Below are 14,688 nucleotides of genomic sequence, written 5' to 3'. Positions count from 1 at the left end.
TTAGGTTATTCGACGCCCAGTAACTTTATTGCGATGTTTCGTCGGGTCTATGGCGATTCACCCACGCGTTACTTTTCTAATCGCGGAATATAATTTCCGTGCTCGCATGCTCATGATGTTCCCCTAATTATCTTTAATCAAAAAAGGTAAATATTGAAAAGATTAATTGTTATGTTATAACATTGCCTTGTTTGGGGCTCTACAATTTGTTGTTTAAAGAATTGATCTCACAACCAGTAGTCTCCTATTGAGGAGAGTAAACGTTGATTTCTTCACAAGCGCTGTCTGACTTGACTCTACATGGGGTGGGACTGTGTCAATATGTCCGTGAACTAGAGCGAAATCGTAACGATTACTAGGTCTCATAGCCCTAGAAAATCAACGTTATTAAAACCTTTACCTGACCTTTTTAACGCTTGGGAGGAAGATATATGAGCATTGATGTAGTTGAGAACCCGCTTCGTGTCCAAAAAACATCATCGTTGGCGATATCGACATCAGCGAACATACTTAGCGACATCTACAAACCAGAGCACAATATTGCCATATGGCAGCGAACGCTCTCGAAAGAGTTGACGAAGGACATTAATCTGATGCTGGCTCAGGAGCCTAGATTGGCACTGGTACAAAGTGTCACGCCAGATGATGCTGCACAATGGGTACGAAGCAAGTTAGAGGGCTATGCGTGTGCTGATGCGCTGAGTGAAGATGTTGCTTTAATCGTCGATATGTTCTGCTGTTTGTTTGAGGTTAAAGAAGCAGGTTTGAGACTAACTCGCCTAGACAGCCCGATGTGCCCGAAATTTCACTTTGATCGTGTGCCTTGCAGACTTGTCATAACTTATACCGGCCGAGCGACCGAATGGTTAACCAACGATACCATTGATCGCACTAAACTCGGTGCCGGTAGTCTCGGTCAACCTGATCACCTATCGGGCTTATACGACTCTGAAAGTGCCATACGACGAATGCAGCCTGGCGATGTTGCCCTGCTCAAAGGAAGTGGTTGGGAAGGCAATGAAGCCACTGGACTTATACATCGCTCTCCACATGTTGCAGATAATGAACGTCGCTTACTACTCACATTGGATTTCATCTAGAGATATGAGAAAGCTCAAAACGGTAGATGACGTCATGAAGCAGGTAGAGAAAATCTGCCTGCTGCGAGGTAAACAACTCACTACTAAACGGAAATTGATACTGACTTCGCTGCTATATGCGGAGAAGCCGCTTTCTGCCTACGAACTAGTTGACTACTGCAATCACAACTTTTCTCAAAACATTCAAGCGATGTCGGTTTATCGAATACTCGATTTCCTTGAAGCAGAGCACTTTGTCCATAAGCTCAATACATCTAGTAAATACGTCGTTTGTTCTCAAATCGCGTGCGATCAGGAGCATGGCGTTCCACAGTTTTTGATTTGCTCTCAGTGTGGAAAGGTTAGTGAAATAGCGGTTGAAGCCAATGTTATTTCTAGCGTATGTGCGAAAGCCATACAAGAAGGCTTCACCGTTCTTAGCCCACAATTTGAGATTTCCTGTGTTTGCGATGAATGCGCAAACCGCCCCCTATGAGGCAGACACACGATCTCCCCTTATAGCTTCACAAGGTGACCGAGTATTGGCCACCTTTTCAAATTATCTAAAAGAATGAATTATGTCAGCAACATTGATTAAAAACGCGCGGGTGGTCAACGAAGGAGCCATTACCGAAACAGATTTACGTATTGTTGATCTAAGAATTGACAAGATTGCTACTAATATATCCGTACAACACGGAGATATTGTAATTGATGCTAAAGGGGCTTATTTACTGCCAGGCATGATTGACGATCAAGTGCATTTCCGAGAACCTGGGCTGACACATAAAGGCACAATTGCAAGCGAGTCGCGGGCAGCGGTAGCCGGCGGTATTACAAGCTACATGGAAATGCCCAATGTTAGTCCGGCTACAACGACTATTGACTCGTTAGAGCGCAAGTTCGCTCTCGCTAAAGAAAGCTCGTTTGCGAATTATTCTTTCTACCTCGGTGCAACCGAAGACAATCTTGAACAGATTAAACAACTTAACCCCAAACAACATTGTGGTGTGAAAGTATTTATGGGGGCATCAACAGGAAATTTGTTAGTCGAAGATCCGCAAGCGTTAGAGTCAATTTTTCGTGACTCTCCAGTACTCATTGTTACTCATTGTGAAAGTGGGACTGTTATTAAACAAAACCAGCAAAAGCAAAGGCTTAAGAAGCCAGGTTTCACTATCGAAGACCATCCCATTTTGCGTGACGAAGAGGCCTGTTACGCTTCATCTTCTTATGCGGTAGAACTTGCCAAAAAGTATCACAGCCAACTGCATGTGCTGCACATCACAACGGCGAAGGAGCTAGCACTTTTTGACGAGGGAGACATTCGAGATAAATCAATCACCGCGGAGGCTTGTGTTCACCATCTTTGGTTCAGCAACAAAGATTATGGCGCTCTTGGTAATTTGATCAAATGTAATCCTTCAATCAAGTTTCCTAGTGACCGCGATGCGTTGTTAAAAGCGTTAAATACGGGGCAAATAGATATCATTGCAACAGATCACGCTCCTCACACTTGGCAAGAAAAACAAGTGCCTTACGAGCAGGCTCCAGCCGGACTGCCGTTAGTTCAGCATGCGTTACTTACTCTCTTCGAGCATGTCCGTTTAGGTCATATGAGTTTGACTCAAGTAGTCGAAAAAACTGCGCACAACCCGGCCATTCGCTATGGCATTCAAGGCCGAGGTTTTATGCGTGAAGGTTACTACGCCGATTTGGTGTTGGTTGATGCTCATACCCCAACACGAGTTAGCAACGAAAACAGTTTATATCATTGTGGTTGGTCGCCTTTTGCTGGACATGAATTTTCAGCTCAAATTCAAAAGACTTGGGTCAATGGCGCGCTAGTTTATGACAATAACAAAGTCATCGATAAACCAGCTGGAGCGATGCGTTTATCCTTCAATCGTTAAGTCGCTGACCGTAAAAAAAGAGCCATAAACAAACTGGAAGCATTATGTTAAGAAGAAACCCAACGGGCCATATGCCACAGGTGTCCTCAACAGCCTTTATCGATCCAACCGCTATTATCTGTGGCAAAGTCATTATTGAGGATAACGTTTTTATTGGACCCTATGCTGTTATTCGAGCTGACGAAGTTAATAACCATGGAGACATGGAAGCTATCGTCATCAAACGTGACACCAATATCCAAGATGGTGTCGTAATTCACTCTAAGGCAGGGGCTGCGGTGACCATTGGTGAGCGCTCATCCATTGCTCATCGTTCGATTATTCATGGTCCTTGCCAGGTTTGTGATGATGTTTTCATTGGCTTCAACTCCGTCGTGTTCAATAGCGTCATCGGTGAGAGGTGTGTTATTCGTCATAACTGTGTCGTCGATGGCCTCGATTTACCCGCTTATTTCCATGTACCACCGATGACCAATATTGGTGTCGGTTTTGATTTAGAGAGTATCTCTAAAGTGCCGCCAGAATATTCAGCTTTTTCCGAATCCGTCGTTTCTGCCAACCATGAACTAGTCCAAGGCTACCGGAGAATTGCCAATGAACTTTAATAAGCCACTGATTTCGCGAGTGCCGACTAACATCATCACTGGCTTTCTCGGGGTGGGGAAAACATCGGCAATAATGCACTTATTGACCCATAAACCGAGTCATGAACGTTGGGCTGTATTGGTCAATGAATTTGGCGAAGTTGGTATTGATGGCAGCTTGTTACAAGGCCAAAAAAAACAACAAGACCAAGTGTTTATTCGAGAGGTCCCCGGGGGATGTATGTGCTGTGCAGCAGGTCTTCCGATGCAAATCGCCTTAAATCAATTATTGTCTGAAGCAAGGCCAGATCGATTGTTGATTGAACCTACAGGCCTTGGTCATCCTAAAGAAGTACTGCAAGTGCTATCGACCGAGTATTATCGTCAAATTCTCGCTTTGCAAAAAAACATTACTTTAGTCGATGCACGTAAACTATCGGATCCTAAGTACACTGAGCATGAAACGTTTAACCAGCAAATCACTATCGCAGATACAGTGGTAGGTAATAAGCGCGATCTCTATCAAGATGAAGATGAGCAAAAGCTGACGGCTTATATAGCAAAGCTCGGTCTGCGGGAAACAAAAGTGATTTTCGCTGAACATGGCGCTATCCCTTTTCATGAATGTGAGGGAGCGACTCGTATTGACGTGCAAAAAACGCCCTCTGTTCTTTATCGTGAAAGAGAGAAAAAGTCACTTGTTCCTGAGTTGCCTATGCCTGAGAGCGGCATTCTAAAAGCAACCAATCAGGGGGAAGGTTTCTACAGTATCGGTTGGCGTATATCCGCTGAAAACGTGTTCGATCATCAAAAGCTGAGATTATTGCTGCTCGACCTCAAGGTCGAACGAATGAAAGCGGTTTTTATCACGGGAAGCGGTATTTTTGGTTACAATCTAACATCAGATGGACTCACAGAGTTTGAACTAGACGAGTGTTCAGAAAGCCGCCTAGAACTGATCTCTTCCGGTCTAGATGACCAATTTGAAGATAGATTATTTCGATGTTTGGAGAAGGCATCATGATAGAAAAGAGAAAACTCTCCTTTTAACCATAATGTCTTACCTCCTTAAAATTCTAGTGGGGTTTCTTTTAAAGCTGCGCTTAGGGCACTTATGCTGCCGTATTAGGGTGGGGTTAGTACCCGTATTTTCTGCCTATGCGGTTCAGGCACAGTTTTATTCATGGGGTGAGGTATCCACGTTACACGTGGCCTAATTACTTGCTTTAAGTTACACGGAAGAAACACGTCTTTTTTTAGCGAGGGCCATTGCTATATTTGCGGTACTGTAGGCGCTCTCATTGATAAAGTGCGGGTAAATTTCCCCTTTGCCATTCCAATGGATATCATAACCAGCGAAAGTCGCTAATAAAGGTGCTCCTGGTTTGACCGCCTCAAAATCTCTGCCACAAATAGTAGGGTGTACTAGTGCTTGCCGCATACCCTCTTGATCAAGTGGAACCCTGATTTCTTCGGTGTAAAAAAACGCCTCATAATCGCTCAGTAAGCCTATTTGGTTGAGGTTGTGCTTTTCAACATAGTCCAATACTGCGGTAAGCATCTGTTTCATCAACTCCAACGTACTGTACTCTAGCGCACCATGTGCTTGCGCCCCGACCTCAATCATTATTCCATATTGCCCAGCAGTACAAAGGTAAGGTTGCTCTTGCCATTCTTTTCGCTCTTCGAAAAGGACATGTGCTGATGGCATTCGTTGTTTGACGTACGCGCCCAGTTTCCGATAAAACACATCGTTAGAAAGCAAAATCAACGTCGCTCCCATATTGCTTGTTGTATTGTGCAGGTCAACAATCAACAGTTTTTCTTGGTTTGCATATTTCTCGATAAATTGATGTGCAATCTTGCTTTCATGCAAATCAGGACAATGATTGCTATTCATTGCTGAGAACTCGCGATTTAAGTCTGTATCGATGTATCGGACGTTGTGTTTTACTGCTTCGGAGTTTGCGATGATCGAGCAGGCTGAAAAGGTTGATCTATTGACAGAGTAACGTTTTTCTTTGATTAGTTTATGTAAATAAATACCAGAAAGTTCGTTTCCGTGTGTTCCTGCAACGATAAGTGCTGAATTGAATGTGTTCATTATTGAGCCTTCTCAAAGAGAATGGGGTGAATGACTGGTCTTCTCTTAGCCAATCCAGTGAACTGAATAAACGTTTACTAAACTGAGTAAAAATAATCCTAGATATGTTATAACATAACAATCGTTGTTATTGATACTTAGTTTCTCATGAGTCAGTTTAAATTTATTGCTTTAATCGTTGCTGTGTTTTGTTTTTCGGTCGCTTTGCTTCTACCTACAGAGGATGAGCCAAATCAAGATAGTCACAGCACTCAACTGAATCAAAGCAGTGATTCGTCACCACCTCCATCATCAAAGATAGTGGTTCCCTCAGATAGCAGTTTGACTCCGTTGCCTAAACCTAAACAAATACACTACATAGTTAAAGTGGGAGATACGCTCAGTGGTATCTTCGCTCAATTGGGTCTCCCTTACGGTATTTTGCAGCAAATTCTCTCAGTTGATCTTGATCACCTCCAGCTAGATATGATTCAGCCCGGAGAAGAGCTTGAATTAGTGATGGATGACATGGGGCAATTGAGTCGACTAATTTATCATATGAGCCTTGTAGAGAAGGCTATCTACACTAGAGAAAACGATGGCTCCTTCTCTTACGAATTTCAGGAAATTTCAGGGGAATGGCGTGAAACCTTATTTTCGGGAGAAATCAAAGGGAGTTTTTCAGTCTCGGCACATCGAGTTGGATTGACATCAGGCCACGTCGCAAATATTACGCAGGTGATGAAAGATAAGATTGATTTTGCGCGATCTCTTAGAGCCGGTGACCGTTTCGATATATTAGTGAAACAGCAATATTTAGGTGAACACAAAACTGGCAATAGTGAGATTAAGGCTATTTCTTTTAACTTAGCGAAGGGCGAAGTCGCTGCATTTCTAGCCGAGGATGGACGGTTCTATGATAGAGCTGGTAACAGTTTGGAGCGAGCGTTTAACCGTTATCCTGTCGATAGGGCATACCGCCGAATCACCTCTGGGTTCAACCCTAAGCGTAAACACCCAGTGACGGGAAGAGTCACCCCGCATAACGGAACGGATTTCGCGACACCAATCGGTGCGCCAGTTTATTCTACTGGGGATGGAAAAGTAATTGCGGTCCGCAAGCACCCTTATGCCGGTAATTATTTAGTGATTGAACATAACAGTGTGTACAAAACTCGTTACCTACACTTGAATAAAATCTTGGTTAAAAAAGGTCAAGTTATAAAGCGTGGGCAAAAAATAGCCCTCTCTGGGAATACTGGTCGTTCAACCGGACCACATTTACATTTTGAAGTTTTAGTTCGTAATCGTCCGGTTGATGCAATGAAAGCCGACTTACCTATCGCGAAGTCGCTTCCTAACATCCAGAAACCTTCATTTTTGGCGCGAGTATCAGAGTTTGATTATCTAGTAGAAACGAAAAACTGAGTCCCGACAATTTGTTAGGGCTCAGTTATGCTATTTTGTGTTGTGAGGTTGGAGCAATAGGTGAGTGTCAATATGTGTTCCTAGAAGAATAATGACTGCGATTTTTTCTTTTACGTGCGCCCACATCCGCAACATCGGACGCTTTGCAACAACCTCCGCCTTTGATCGGCCTACGTGAAAACATCACACCAATCGCGAGCATCGCAATACAACTTAGGAAAATAAGAATGGTAAGAACTAAAGTCATAACACCACCTCCTATAAATCGCTGTACTGTCATCTTTCTCCAATTTTATAAACAAAGCAATGGTCGTTTTGTAACCACTTATTATTTTTATCAATAGTCAGACCTTTGCTGGTGATGAAACGTGCTGAGAAACGAAGGCGAGTTCTGAAAAATCAGTCTCTGTGGTCTTTACCGATTCTTAAGCTTTGGGTCTAAGACAGCAATTGGATTCCTTCTATAACTCATCAAATTGTTATGTTATAACATGTGTTTATTCAGAGTTTGTAGGTCAAAGGTATGCCATCAATTCCAGTCACTATTTTGCATGGGTTTCTCGGGTCAGGGAAAACCACTTTTTTACGCAACATTCTTCAACAAGCCGATTCTTCTGGTATTGATCTTTCCGTTATTGTGAATGACATGAGTGAGTTAGACGTTGATGGCGTGCTTATCTTAAATACCGATGCGGTGAGTGAAGAGCAGGGCAACTTTGTCACGATCAGTGGAGACAGCATCAGCAGCCCGAGTGGTGTAAGGCAGCTCGATAAAGCCCTTAAAAAGCTCTGCGCAGAAAAATGGCCAGAATGGATTGTGATTGAAACGTCGGGCAGTAGTCATCCTTTGCCTTTGGTTGAGTATTTTAAAAACAACGCACCATTCGCTCTCAAAGACGTGATTACGTTGGTGGATGCGACTTGGTTGCGAGATGACTATCGACAAGGCTCTGCCTTAATTCCGAAGTGGCAAGAGAACGTAAAGCAGGGTGTTCGCGGCGTTGAAAACTTGTTGGTAGAGCAAATTATGTTCTCAAACCGTGTCATGCTCACCAAGACGGACAAAGTGGATGACAATACCGTTCGCAACATCGCGCAGGGGATTCATCCGCTTAATGTTTACACCGAGATAATCAAAACGTCATGGGGAAACTTGGATATCCGCATGTTGAAAGGTGAGCAAGACTACAATTTCTTCCTTGTTGAGCAGTTAATCGCAGAACTTCGTGAGACGGTGAATGAGCCGTTGAATCTCTCTGATAAAGACGAACAAAGCCTTGTCGCCAAAGTGATCAAAGATGATCGACCTTTTCATCCTGCGCGTTTGTGGAGTACCTGCCACCAGTATTTAACTAAAGGTGTGTTCCGCAGTAAGGGGTTCTTTTGGTTTCCAACTCGAGACGATGTTTCACTGCTTTGGAGCCAAGCAAGCGGCAATGTGGGGCTTGAAATTACAGGCTTTTGGCGCGCTTCGGTAATCAATGACGAATCGCAAAACTTCACTGAGGAACATCGTCAAATCCTGCAAGATAAGATAGACAGTGTTGAAAGCCGCTTTGGTGATCGTCGTTGTCGCTTAACGGTGATTGGGCAAGAAAACGAAGTCGATGTGTTTATTGATGCGCTGGAAAACTGCTTTTTAACGGATGCGGAATTGGAGCAATGGCAACAGGGGGCAACATTTGAAGATCCTTGGCCAAAGAAAATAGCTAAGTTGAGCCAGAAGAAGACAGTTTGAATGTACTGGTGAGGATTCCCTTGGTGCATGCTTGAATCTCGGCTTGTACCAAGAACGGACTTACTGAATTGGCTCGGTATACCAAAATTGGCTCTGTGTAACGAAAAAGCCTCCCGAATGGTGGGAGGCTTTTTTGAATCTCAGTCGTTTACTGTTCCCATTCAGGGAAAGGGTCTTCCAGAGATAACCAATAGTCGAGCCCTTGCTCCATCTCATCTTCTGTTAACAAGCATTCGTTAAGACGAGCAATCAATTTCTGTTGCTCTAATCCCTGACCAATGAACACCAATTCTTGTCGCATATCGCCATAAGGTTCTTGCCAAATGTCGTTTATAGCATCTAAGTAATCTTGAGCCGTCGGCCATTCCTCTTTCGGAATTGCTTTCCAAAACATACCCGCAACACCATAACGTGCGATGCCTCCCGCTTGGCTCCATTGACCGACAAACTCTGGTCTGGTTGCTAGCCAAAAGTAACCTTTGGAACGAATCAGTTTGCCGTAATCTTTCGCATTGTGGAGGAAGTCGTAAAACTTCTCTGGATGGAAAGGGCGTCTCGCATGATAGGCAAAGCTGGAAATGCCGTATTCTTCGGTTTCAGGTATGTGCTCGCCTCGCATTTCTTTCAACCAACCTGGGGCTTGTTGCGCCTTTTCAAAACTGAAACTTTGTGTGTCGAGTACGGCATCAAGTTCTACTTCACCATTCGAGATAGGAAGAATAGTGGCCGATGTGTTTAGGGTTTTAAGAATCGCAAGAAGCCTTTCGATTTCTGATTTCTCAGCGAGGTCGGTTTTACTTATCAGGATCACGTCAGCGAACTCGACTTGATCGACGAGTAAGTCGGCGACGCTGCGTTCATCGTCTTCACCTAAGGATTCGGCTGTCTCTGTTAAGAACTTAGCTTCATCGTAATCACGCAGAAAGTTAATCGCATCAACCACCGTAACCATGGTGTCTAAACGTGCAACGTCTGAAAGTGATAGCCCGTTTTCATCAGCAAACGTAAAAGTCTCTGCAACGGGAAGTGGCTCGGCGATGCCAGTGGACTCGATAACTAAGTAATCGAATCTGCCTTCTTGCGCGAGTTTAGTGACTTCTTCAAGTAGATCTTCACGCAGGGTACAACAGATGCAGCCGTTACTCATTTCAACCAACTTTTCTTCACTGTGGTTGAGAGAAACTTCATTCTGAACAGTTGCCGCATCGATGTTGACTTCGCTCATGTCGTTGACGATGACCGCGACTTTTCTGCCTTGTCTATTGTTAAGAATATGACTTAAAACGGTTGTTTTTCCTGCGCCTAGAAAGCCGGATAAAACCGTAACAGGGAGTTTCTGGGTGTTCATGCTCATGCTCTTTATAGTGTAATGTTATAATGTAACAATTAATATAGTCGGTGATCTTAACTCTGGCATCAAGCAGTTTGTTACTGTGTCGAGTACTGCACCTTATTGGCGGCTTTATTTGTCGTTTAGTTGCACAGGTTCAGATGTCCGGAATTTAGAGATCGAACTCTTATCTCGGTGTGGAGGTTCTATGAACGAAGAGAAAAAGCATGTCATGACAGAAGAAGAAATTCTTGCAGCGCCCGAGGCGGATTATATGAATGAAGCTCAGCTCGCGTTTTTTGAAAACCGATTATTTGAGCTTTATGAATTGACGTTAGCGCATATTGAACGCGCGAAAGAAGAGATGATTGCGCCAATGGAATTCAGTGACGAAAGCGATAGGGCGTCCAGTGAGGAGCAATCTGCAATCGCATTAAGAATCATAGATAGAGAGCAAAAGCTGTTACCTAAGATTCAACGATCGTTGGCTCGCTTGAGCGCAGGGGAGTATGGCTATTGTTTAGAGTCCGGAGAACCTATCGGCATTCCAAGGTTATTGGCACGACCTACTGCTGAATATAGTGCAGAAGTAAAAGCTCAAATGGAGTCAAAAGAGCACTGGTATAAACACTAAAGCCTCACTATCTTATGACGTCGATATTCTTCTCGTTCACTTGTTTTTTTTGATGTTCTCTGAGAAGTCTAAAGCGATGGCGACTACCGTTAGGTATGGTAGTCATTACCTTTGAGATATTAATAGTTATCGATAGGATAGAAGTAAGTTCTGTATTGTAAATAACGCACCATTTTTGTTTTTCTGAATGAGCTCTCGCTATGTTAGCGTCAAACATTTTCTCTGCTACTTCAAGCTGATCTTCTATCCTTAAAGCTAAATTGGTACTGGAGAAGTAGCATGATTGACTTTGTGGCAACTTTTATCTTTTTCTTTGCTGTCATCGATCCCATAGGTACTGTGCCCGTTTTTATCGCAGCCACAAAAAGCTATGAAGAAGTGGCAAAGCGTAAGGTCGCTCTGTTTGCGACTCTATTCTCCGCTGCTATCCTACTGTTTTTTGTTGTTGCTGGTGAAATCATACTTACAGCAATGCGTATTCCCTTGTCTGCGTTTCAAATCTCGGGCGGTATCGTATTGTTCTTGTTTGCTTTGACTATGATATTTGGTGAGAGTAAACCAGCAGAAGAAATCAGAACGCTCAATAGTCATCATGATACAGCAGTTTTTCCTCTAGCCATTCCATCAATTGCTAGCCCTGGCGCAATATTAGCCGCCGTTTTACTCACAGAGAACGTGCGGTTTAATATTTGGGAGCAAGTCCAGACCGTGGCTATGATGCTGCTGGTACTATTGGTTGTTTATATCTTGCTATTAATGGCCAGCGGCATACACAGGATTATTGGGAATACAGGAGCTAGTGCTGTAAGTCGGATCATGGGGTTGATATTAGCCGCTGTGGCCACGACCAACACTCTGAATGGGATTGAAAGTTACTTTGACCTTTAAGGCTTTTTCGCAAACTGAGCTGAAGGTATACGTTAAGAGCTAATTTTACGGCGAGATGACCGACCACCTGACAATCACTTTTCTGGCTGTTACTTCTAGCCGGATGTAATCCTTCAGGCTACTCGTGACGACCTTGTTTAAGAGGACCACGGAAAAGTTGAAAGTAAAATGCATAGATGTTGAGGGTATATATCAGATGGGGGAACTGGAGCAACACTTGCCCCCATTGAGCTGTGCCAATACTCAAAGATTAGCTGCTAGAAAACAATATCGATAATTTCTCCGCTTAGGCACTACTCTATAATCTTGTAGTCTCGCAGTATATAGAGCCTAGCATGGAGGAATTTATTAGCTTCAACGTGCCAAGACAAGACTTTTTCATGCCGTGAGAGTATCTGAAAAGTCGGGAGGCTGAGAAGTTTATTCAGTATGGCTCTTATTGGGCAGTTTATGGATCAGCCAGTAACCAAGACTCATACTAAGAACTACAGCCGCAATTCCAATCAGGTACATTGGAGACAAGGTTTCAAAGTCTATAATAATGACCTTTCGGGAGATTGCCATCAGCGCGGTGGCCATGACGATTTTTACATGAATAACATTTTCTCTCAGGTAAATAGTTATATTGATGAAAATTTCAATAGCAATTAAAACGGCCATAAAAGCACCAAAAGTGGCTAGCATATCTGAAATCGTCAGAATGAGTTTAGGTGGCGTGATAAGTTTTTGATATATCGTCCATGCAACATCTATCACACCCATGACGATTACAAACAACATAACTATCGACAATACTCTTACAGACCAATGAATCACTATCTGTAATTTTTTTGTTAACTTATCATTTTTATCGACTTCCATGGCCCTGTTTCCTTCGCTTGTTTATGTTCACTTAACCTTCATATGTTGAAGCTAGACAATTGAATACATGTCGTTTAAAGCATAGTTGCTGTGGTGAGAGATAGAAGCGTCCGAGGGAAGGAAGTTATGAAACTTAGGAGTGGGCACAATGTTGGACACATAATGTAATCTCTGGTGTCATGCGTTATTACCTCATTGCCTCATTTCTGATCGTGACGAATCGACTGATGAGGTGGTGATTCATCACCTTCACGGCAAACTGAATGAGCGAATACCACAACGTATTGATACTGGGCAAATCGATGCGCTTGTTGCTCCGTGCGTTGTTAATAGAAATACAAGCGAATAAGGAGTGGGTAATCGCTCAAAAGTCGGGTGGAAAAGCGGTAAAACGGCGAAAATTATTGGAACTAAGTCAAGGCCCTTTTTTTAAATGAAAAGGCTTATTGATCTGAACACACCACTTCTCCATATAAGTATATCCACAAATATAAACCTCAAATTGGCGATAAAGAGCTTTAATATTGATAAATATATAAACAACTTGGGTGCTGAAGAAATTTCAGTATACTGCGCTTAGGTTACACTGGAGAAAAAATCGCCGTATTCCCTGCGGGGTCCTTTGATAAGAAATAGAAATCGCGTTTGAATATGCAACCAAACGATTGTGCCGCTTGCAGTTTATTCGGTATACAAATAATAAACCTTTGACTAATCCGAAGGTCGGTCAAATGAGAGAAAGTCATGTTTTTTAATAAGTCGCTTCAACAAGAAAATCAACGATTAAAGCAGGAGTTGCAAATCCTGCAGCAAATCCAAACCAGTTTAGATGAAGAGATGATCCGCTTAACATTGGATAGTAAAGGTATCATTACTTCTGCAAATACTAAACTACAGCAAGAACTTTTCTTACATGATGATGAGATCTTAACGAAATCAATTACTGAATTGGTACCGTCAAATTCGCGCAATACAGACCACTTTCATCGAATGAAGAAAGCCGTCCAAGATAAAGTGTTCTGGAATGGGGCATTGCAAGTACGGAAAGGTAATGGTGAGGAAGCCTGGTTAAGAACGATTATCCAGCCTGTTTTAAATGAGCGCAGAGAAGTAGAAAGCTTTTTTGTTTTTGCTTCTGAACTTACGCGAACGATCAAATCATCCCGTGAGCAAGAGGACATGCTAAATGCATTAAGTCGTTCTATGGCGGTGATTGAGTTCACATTAGATGGCCATGTTTTAAAAGCCAACGATAATTTCCTAAACACAATGGGTTATACGCTTGATCAGATTCTAGGGAAGCATCATCGCATGTTTTGTGATCAGGAAGAGTCGAGCTCTCAAGCTTACCGTGAGTTTTGGCAACGTTTAGCAAAAGGGCAATTTTCATCAGAGCGATTCAAACGAGTTAACCGTTATGGTGAAGAGGTGTGGTTAGAGGCTTCATATAACCCTATCCATAACGACAGAGGAGAGCTCTACAAGGTCGTTAAGTTCGCGACAGATATTACCCAGCAGGTGATGCAGGAACAGAAAATGGCCCAGGCTGCGCAATTGGCGAATGAAATCTCGCAAGAAACTGGAACACAAACCCTGCAAGGGCAAGAGGTTATAGGCTCAACGTTAGAAAAGATGCAGATACTTTCCGAGCAAATGCAGCAAGCGAACACCGCGATTGACGAGCTTAAAGCGCACTCATCGCGTATTAGCGAGTTGGTAAATAGCATCAGTGGTATCGCTGACCAAACTAACTTATTGGCGTTAAATGCGGCGATAGAAGCGGCTCGTGCGGGTGAGCATGGTAGAGGTTTTGCCGTTGTTGCCGATGAAGTCAGACAGCTTGCTACAAGAACCAATGCAACCACCGATGAAATTGTCACAATGGTCAGTGAAAACCTACAGCGAACAGATAACGCAGTTAAGCTGATCGCTAAATGCCAAAAAGAAGCACTAGATACGCTAGAGCTCTCTGAAAAAGCAGGCAATGTGATGAATGAAATACAAGATGGCGCTAGCCGTGTTGTAGAGGCCGTGGAGCAATTTAACCGCTCGTTGTAGTTAATCAATAAGTTTTCATTGTAGGGGCGATGGGTAAAAAGCAATTCGCCTTATTCAACCTGTATTGAGGAGCGCTGAAGTCGCAATACTAC

Annotated in this window: 13 protein-coding genes and 2 pseudogenes; 12 read left to right on the top strand and 3 right to left on the bottom strand. The window is 43.1% G+C overall.

Annotated elements, in window-relative coordinates; translation table 11 throughout:
* The 6 genes and pseudogenes from R7R24_RS03845 to R7R24_RS03820 form a co-directional block, all read left to right on the top strand.
* Window positions 1-93, top strand: a pseudogene (locus tag R7R24_RS03845) (AraC family transcriptional regulator); the annotation flags it as partial.
* Window positions 94-431: 338 nt separating this feature from the next.
* Window positions 432-1,100, top strand: coding sequence for a DUF1826 domain-containing protein (locus R7R24_RS03840; protein WP_017635741.1), 669 nt, complete (start codon window positions 432-434; stop codon window positions 1,098-1,100).
* 4 nt (window positions 1,101-1,104) lie between these two features.
* A complete protein-coding gene (locus R7R24_RS03835; protein ID WP_017821073.1) occupies window positions 1,105-1,575 on the top strand; it encodes a Fur family transcriptional regulator in 471 nt (156 codons plus the stop codon).
* 82 nt (window positions 1,576-1,657) lie between these two features.
* On the top strand, window positions 1,658-2,992 hold the full coding sequence (locus tag R7R24_RS03830) for a dihydroorotase (RefSeq protein WP_191115847.1): 1,335 nt from the start codon (window positions 1,658-1,660) through the stop codon (window positions 2,990-2,992).
* 44 nt (window positions 2,993-3,036) lie between these two features.
* Window positions 3,037-3,597, top strand: coding sequence for a carbonate dehydratase (locus R7R24_RS03825; RefSeq protein WP_017821071.1), 561 nt, complete (start codon window positions 3,037-3,039; stop codon window positions 3,595-3,597).
* Window positions 3,587-4,600, top strand: coding sequence for a CobW family GTP-binding protein (locus tag R7R24_RS03820; RefSeq protein WP_021707804.1), 1,014 nt, complete (start codon window positions 3,587-3,589; stop codon window positions 4,598-4,600). Before R7R24_RS03825 ends, R7R24_RS03820 begins: the two co-directional genes overlap by 11 nt.
* A 207-nt stretch (window positions 4,601-4,807) precedes the next feature.
* On the opposite strand, the gene R7R24_RS03815 is transcribed toward R7R24_RS03820, so the two are convergent.
* Entirely contained in the window at window positions 4,808-5,680 is an 873-nt protein-coding gene (locus tag R7R24_RS03815; protein WP_042521104.1) for an aspartoacylase, read from the bottom strand.
* A 147-nt stretch (window positions 5,681-5,827) separates the two neighbouring features.
* On the opposite strand from R7R24_RS03815, the gene R7R24_RS03810 reads away from it, so the two are divergent.
* Window positions 5,828-7,087 (top strand): peptidoglycan DD-metalloendopeptidase family protein, encoded by a 1,260-nt coding sequence (locus tag R7R24_RS03810; protein ID WP_191115846.1) that lies wholly within the window; start codon window positions 5,828-5,830, stop codon window positions 7,085-7,087.
* A gap of 523 nt (window positions 7,088-7,610) precedes the next feature.
* Window positions 7,611-8,825 (top strand): CobW family GTP-binding protein, encoded by a 1,215-nt coding sequence (locus R7R24_RS03800; protein ID WP_176311604.1) that lies wholly within the window; start codon window positions 7,611-7,613, stop codon window positions 8,823-8,825.
* A 148-nt stretch (window positions 8,826-8,973) separates the two neighbouring features.
* On the opposite strand, the gene zigA is transcribed toward R7R24_RS03800, so the two are convergent.
* On the bottom strand, window positions 8,974-10,173 hold the full coding sequence (gene zigA, locus R7R24_RS03795) for a zinc metallochaperone GTPase ZigA (RefSeq protein WP_176311603.1): 1,200 nt from the start codon (window positions 10,171-10,173) through the stop codon (window positions 8,974-8,976).
* A gap of 190 nt (window positions 10,174-10,363) precedes the next feature.
* On the opposite strand from zigA, the gene R7R24_RS03790 reads away from it, so the two are divergent.
* Complete coding sequence (locus R7R24_RS03790; RefSeq protein WP_017821066.1) at window positions 10,364-10,789, top strand: TraR/DksA C4-type zinc finger protein; 426 nt, start codon at window positions 10,364-10,366, stop codon at window positions 10,787-10,789.
* Between the two features lie 279 nt (window positions 10,790-11,068).
* Entirely contained in the window at window positions 11,069-11,677 is a 609-nt protein-coding gene (locus tag R7R24_RS03785) for a MarC family protein (protein WP_017635732.1), read from the top strand.
* Window positions 11,678-12,097: 420 nt separating this feature from the next.
* Here R7R24_RS03785 and R7R24_RS03780 read toward each other — a convergent pair whose 3' ends face one another.
* On the bottom strand, window positions 12,098-12,538 hold the full coding sequence (locus R7R24_RS03780; protein WP_005375731.1) for a phosphate-starvation-inducible PsiE family protein: 441 nt from the start codon (window positions 12,536-12,538) through the stop codon (window positions 12,098-12,100).
* A gap of 744 nt (window positions 12,539-13,282) precedes the next feature.
* On the opposite strand from R7R24_RS03780, the pseudogene R7R24_RS30970 reads away from it, so the two are divergent.
* A pseudogene (locus R7R24_RS30970) lies at window positions 13,283-14,062 on the top strand (PAS domain-containing protein); the annotation flags it as partial.
* Window positions 14,060-14,596, top strand: coding sequence for a methyl-accepting chemotaxis protein (locus tag R7R24_RS30965; protein ID WP_372036153.1), 537 nt, complete (start codon window positions 14,060-14,062; stop codon window positions 14,594-14,596). The pseudogene R7R24_RS30970 and the gene R7R24_RS30965, both read left to right, overlap by 3 nt.
* Window positions 14,597-14,688: the final 92 nt, after the last annotated feature.

Source organism: Vibrio sp. 704, from assembly GCF_033339295.1.
The sequence above is the reverse complement of the archived record's forward strand: the minus strand, read 5'-3'. Positions and strand labels throughout refer to the sequence as shown.

Coding starts and splice junctions, on each gene's coding strand:
- R7R24_RS03830 (WP_191115847.1), top strand. CDS start 1,658: ATGTCAGCAACATTGATTAAAAACGCGCGGGTGGTCAACGAAGGAGCC.
- R7R24_RS03810 (WP_191115846.1), top strand. CDS start 5,828: ATGAGTCAGTTTAAATTTATTGCTTTAATCGTTGCTGTGTTTTGTTTT.
- R7R24_RS03820 (WP_021707804.1), top strand. CDS start 3,587: ATGAACTTTAATAAGCCACTGATTTCGCGAGTGCCGACTAACATCATC.
- R7R24_RS03790 (WP_017821066.1), top strand. CDS start 10,364: ATGAACGAAGAGAAAAAGCATGTCATGACAGAAGAAGAAATTCTTGCA.
- R7R24_RS03840 (WP_017635741.1), top strand. CDS start 432: ATGAGCATTGATGTAGTTGAGAACCCGCTTCGTGTCCAAAAAACATCA.
- R7R24_RS03800 (WP_176311604.1), top strand. CDS start 7,611: ATGCCATCAATTCCAGTCACTATTTTGCATGGGTTTCTCGGGTCAGGG.
- R7R24_RS03825 (WP_017821071.1), top strand. CDS start 3,037: ATGTTAAGAAGAAACCCAACGGGCCATATGCCACAGGTGTCCTCAACA.
- R7R24_RS03785 (WP_017635732.1), top strand. CDS start 11,069: ATGATTGACTTTGTGGCAACTTTTATCTTTTTCTTTGCTGTCATCGAT.
- zigA (WP_176311603.1), bottom strand. CDS start 10,173: ATGAACACCCAGAAACTCCCTGTTACGGTTTTATCCGGCTTTCTAGGC.
- R7R24_RS03780 (WP_005375731.1), bottom strand. CDS start 12,538: ATGGAAGTCGATAAAAATGATAAGTTAACAAAAAAATTACAGATAGTG.
- R7R24_RS03835 (WP_017821073.1), top strand. CDS start 1,105: ATGAGAAAGCTCAAAACGGTAGATGACGTCATGAAGCAGGTAGAGAAA.
- R7R24_RS03815 (WP_042521104.1), bottom strand. CDS start 5,680: ATGAACACATTCAATTCAGCACTTATCGTTGCAGGAACACACGGAAAC.
- R7R24_RS30965 (WP_372036153.1), top strand. CDS start 14,060: ATGCAGGAACAGAAAATGGCCCAGGCTGCGCAATTGGCGAATGAAATC.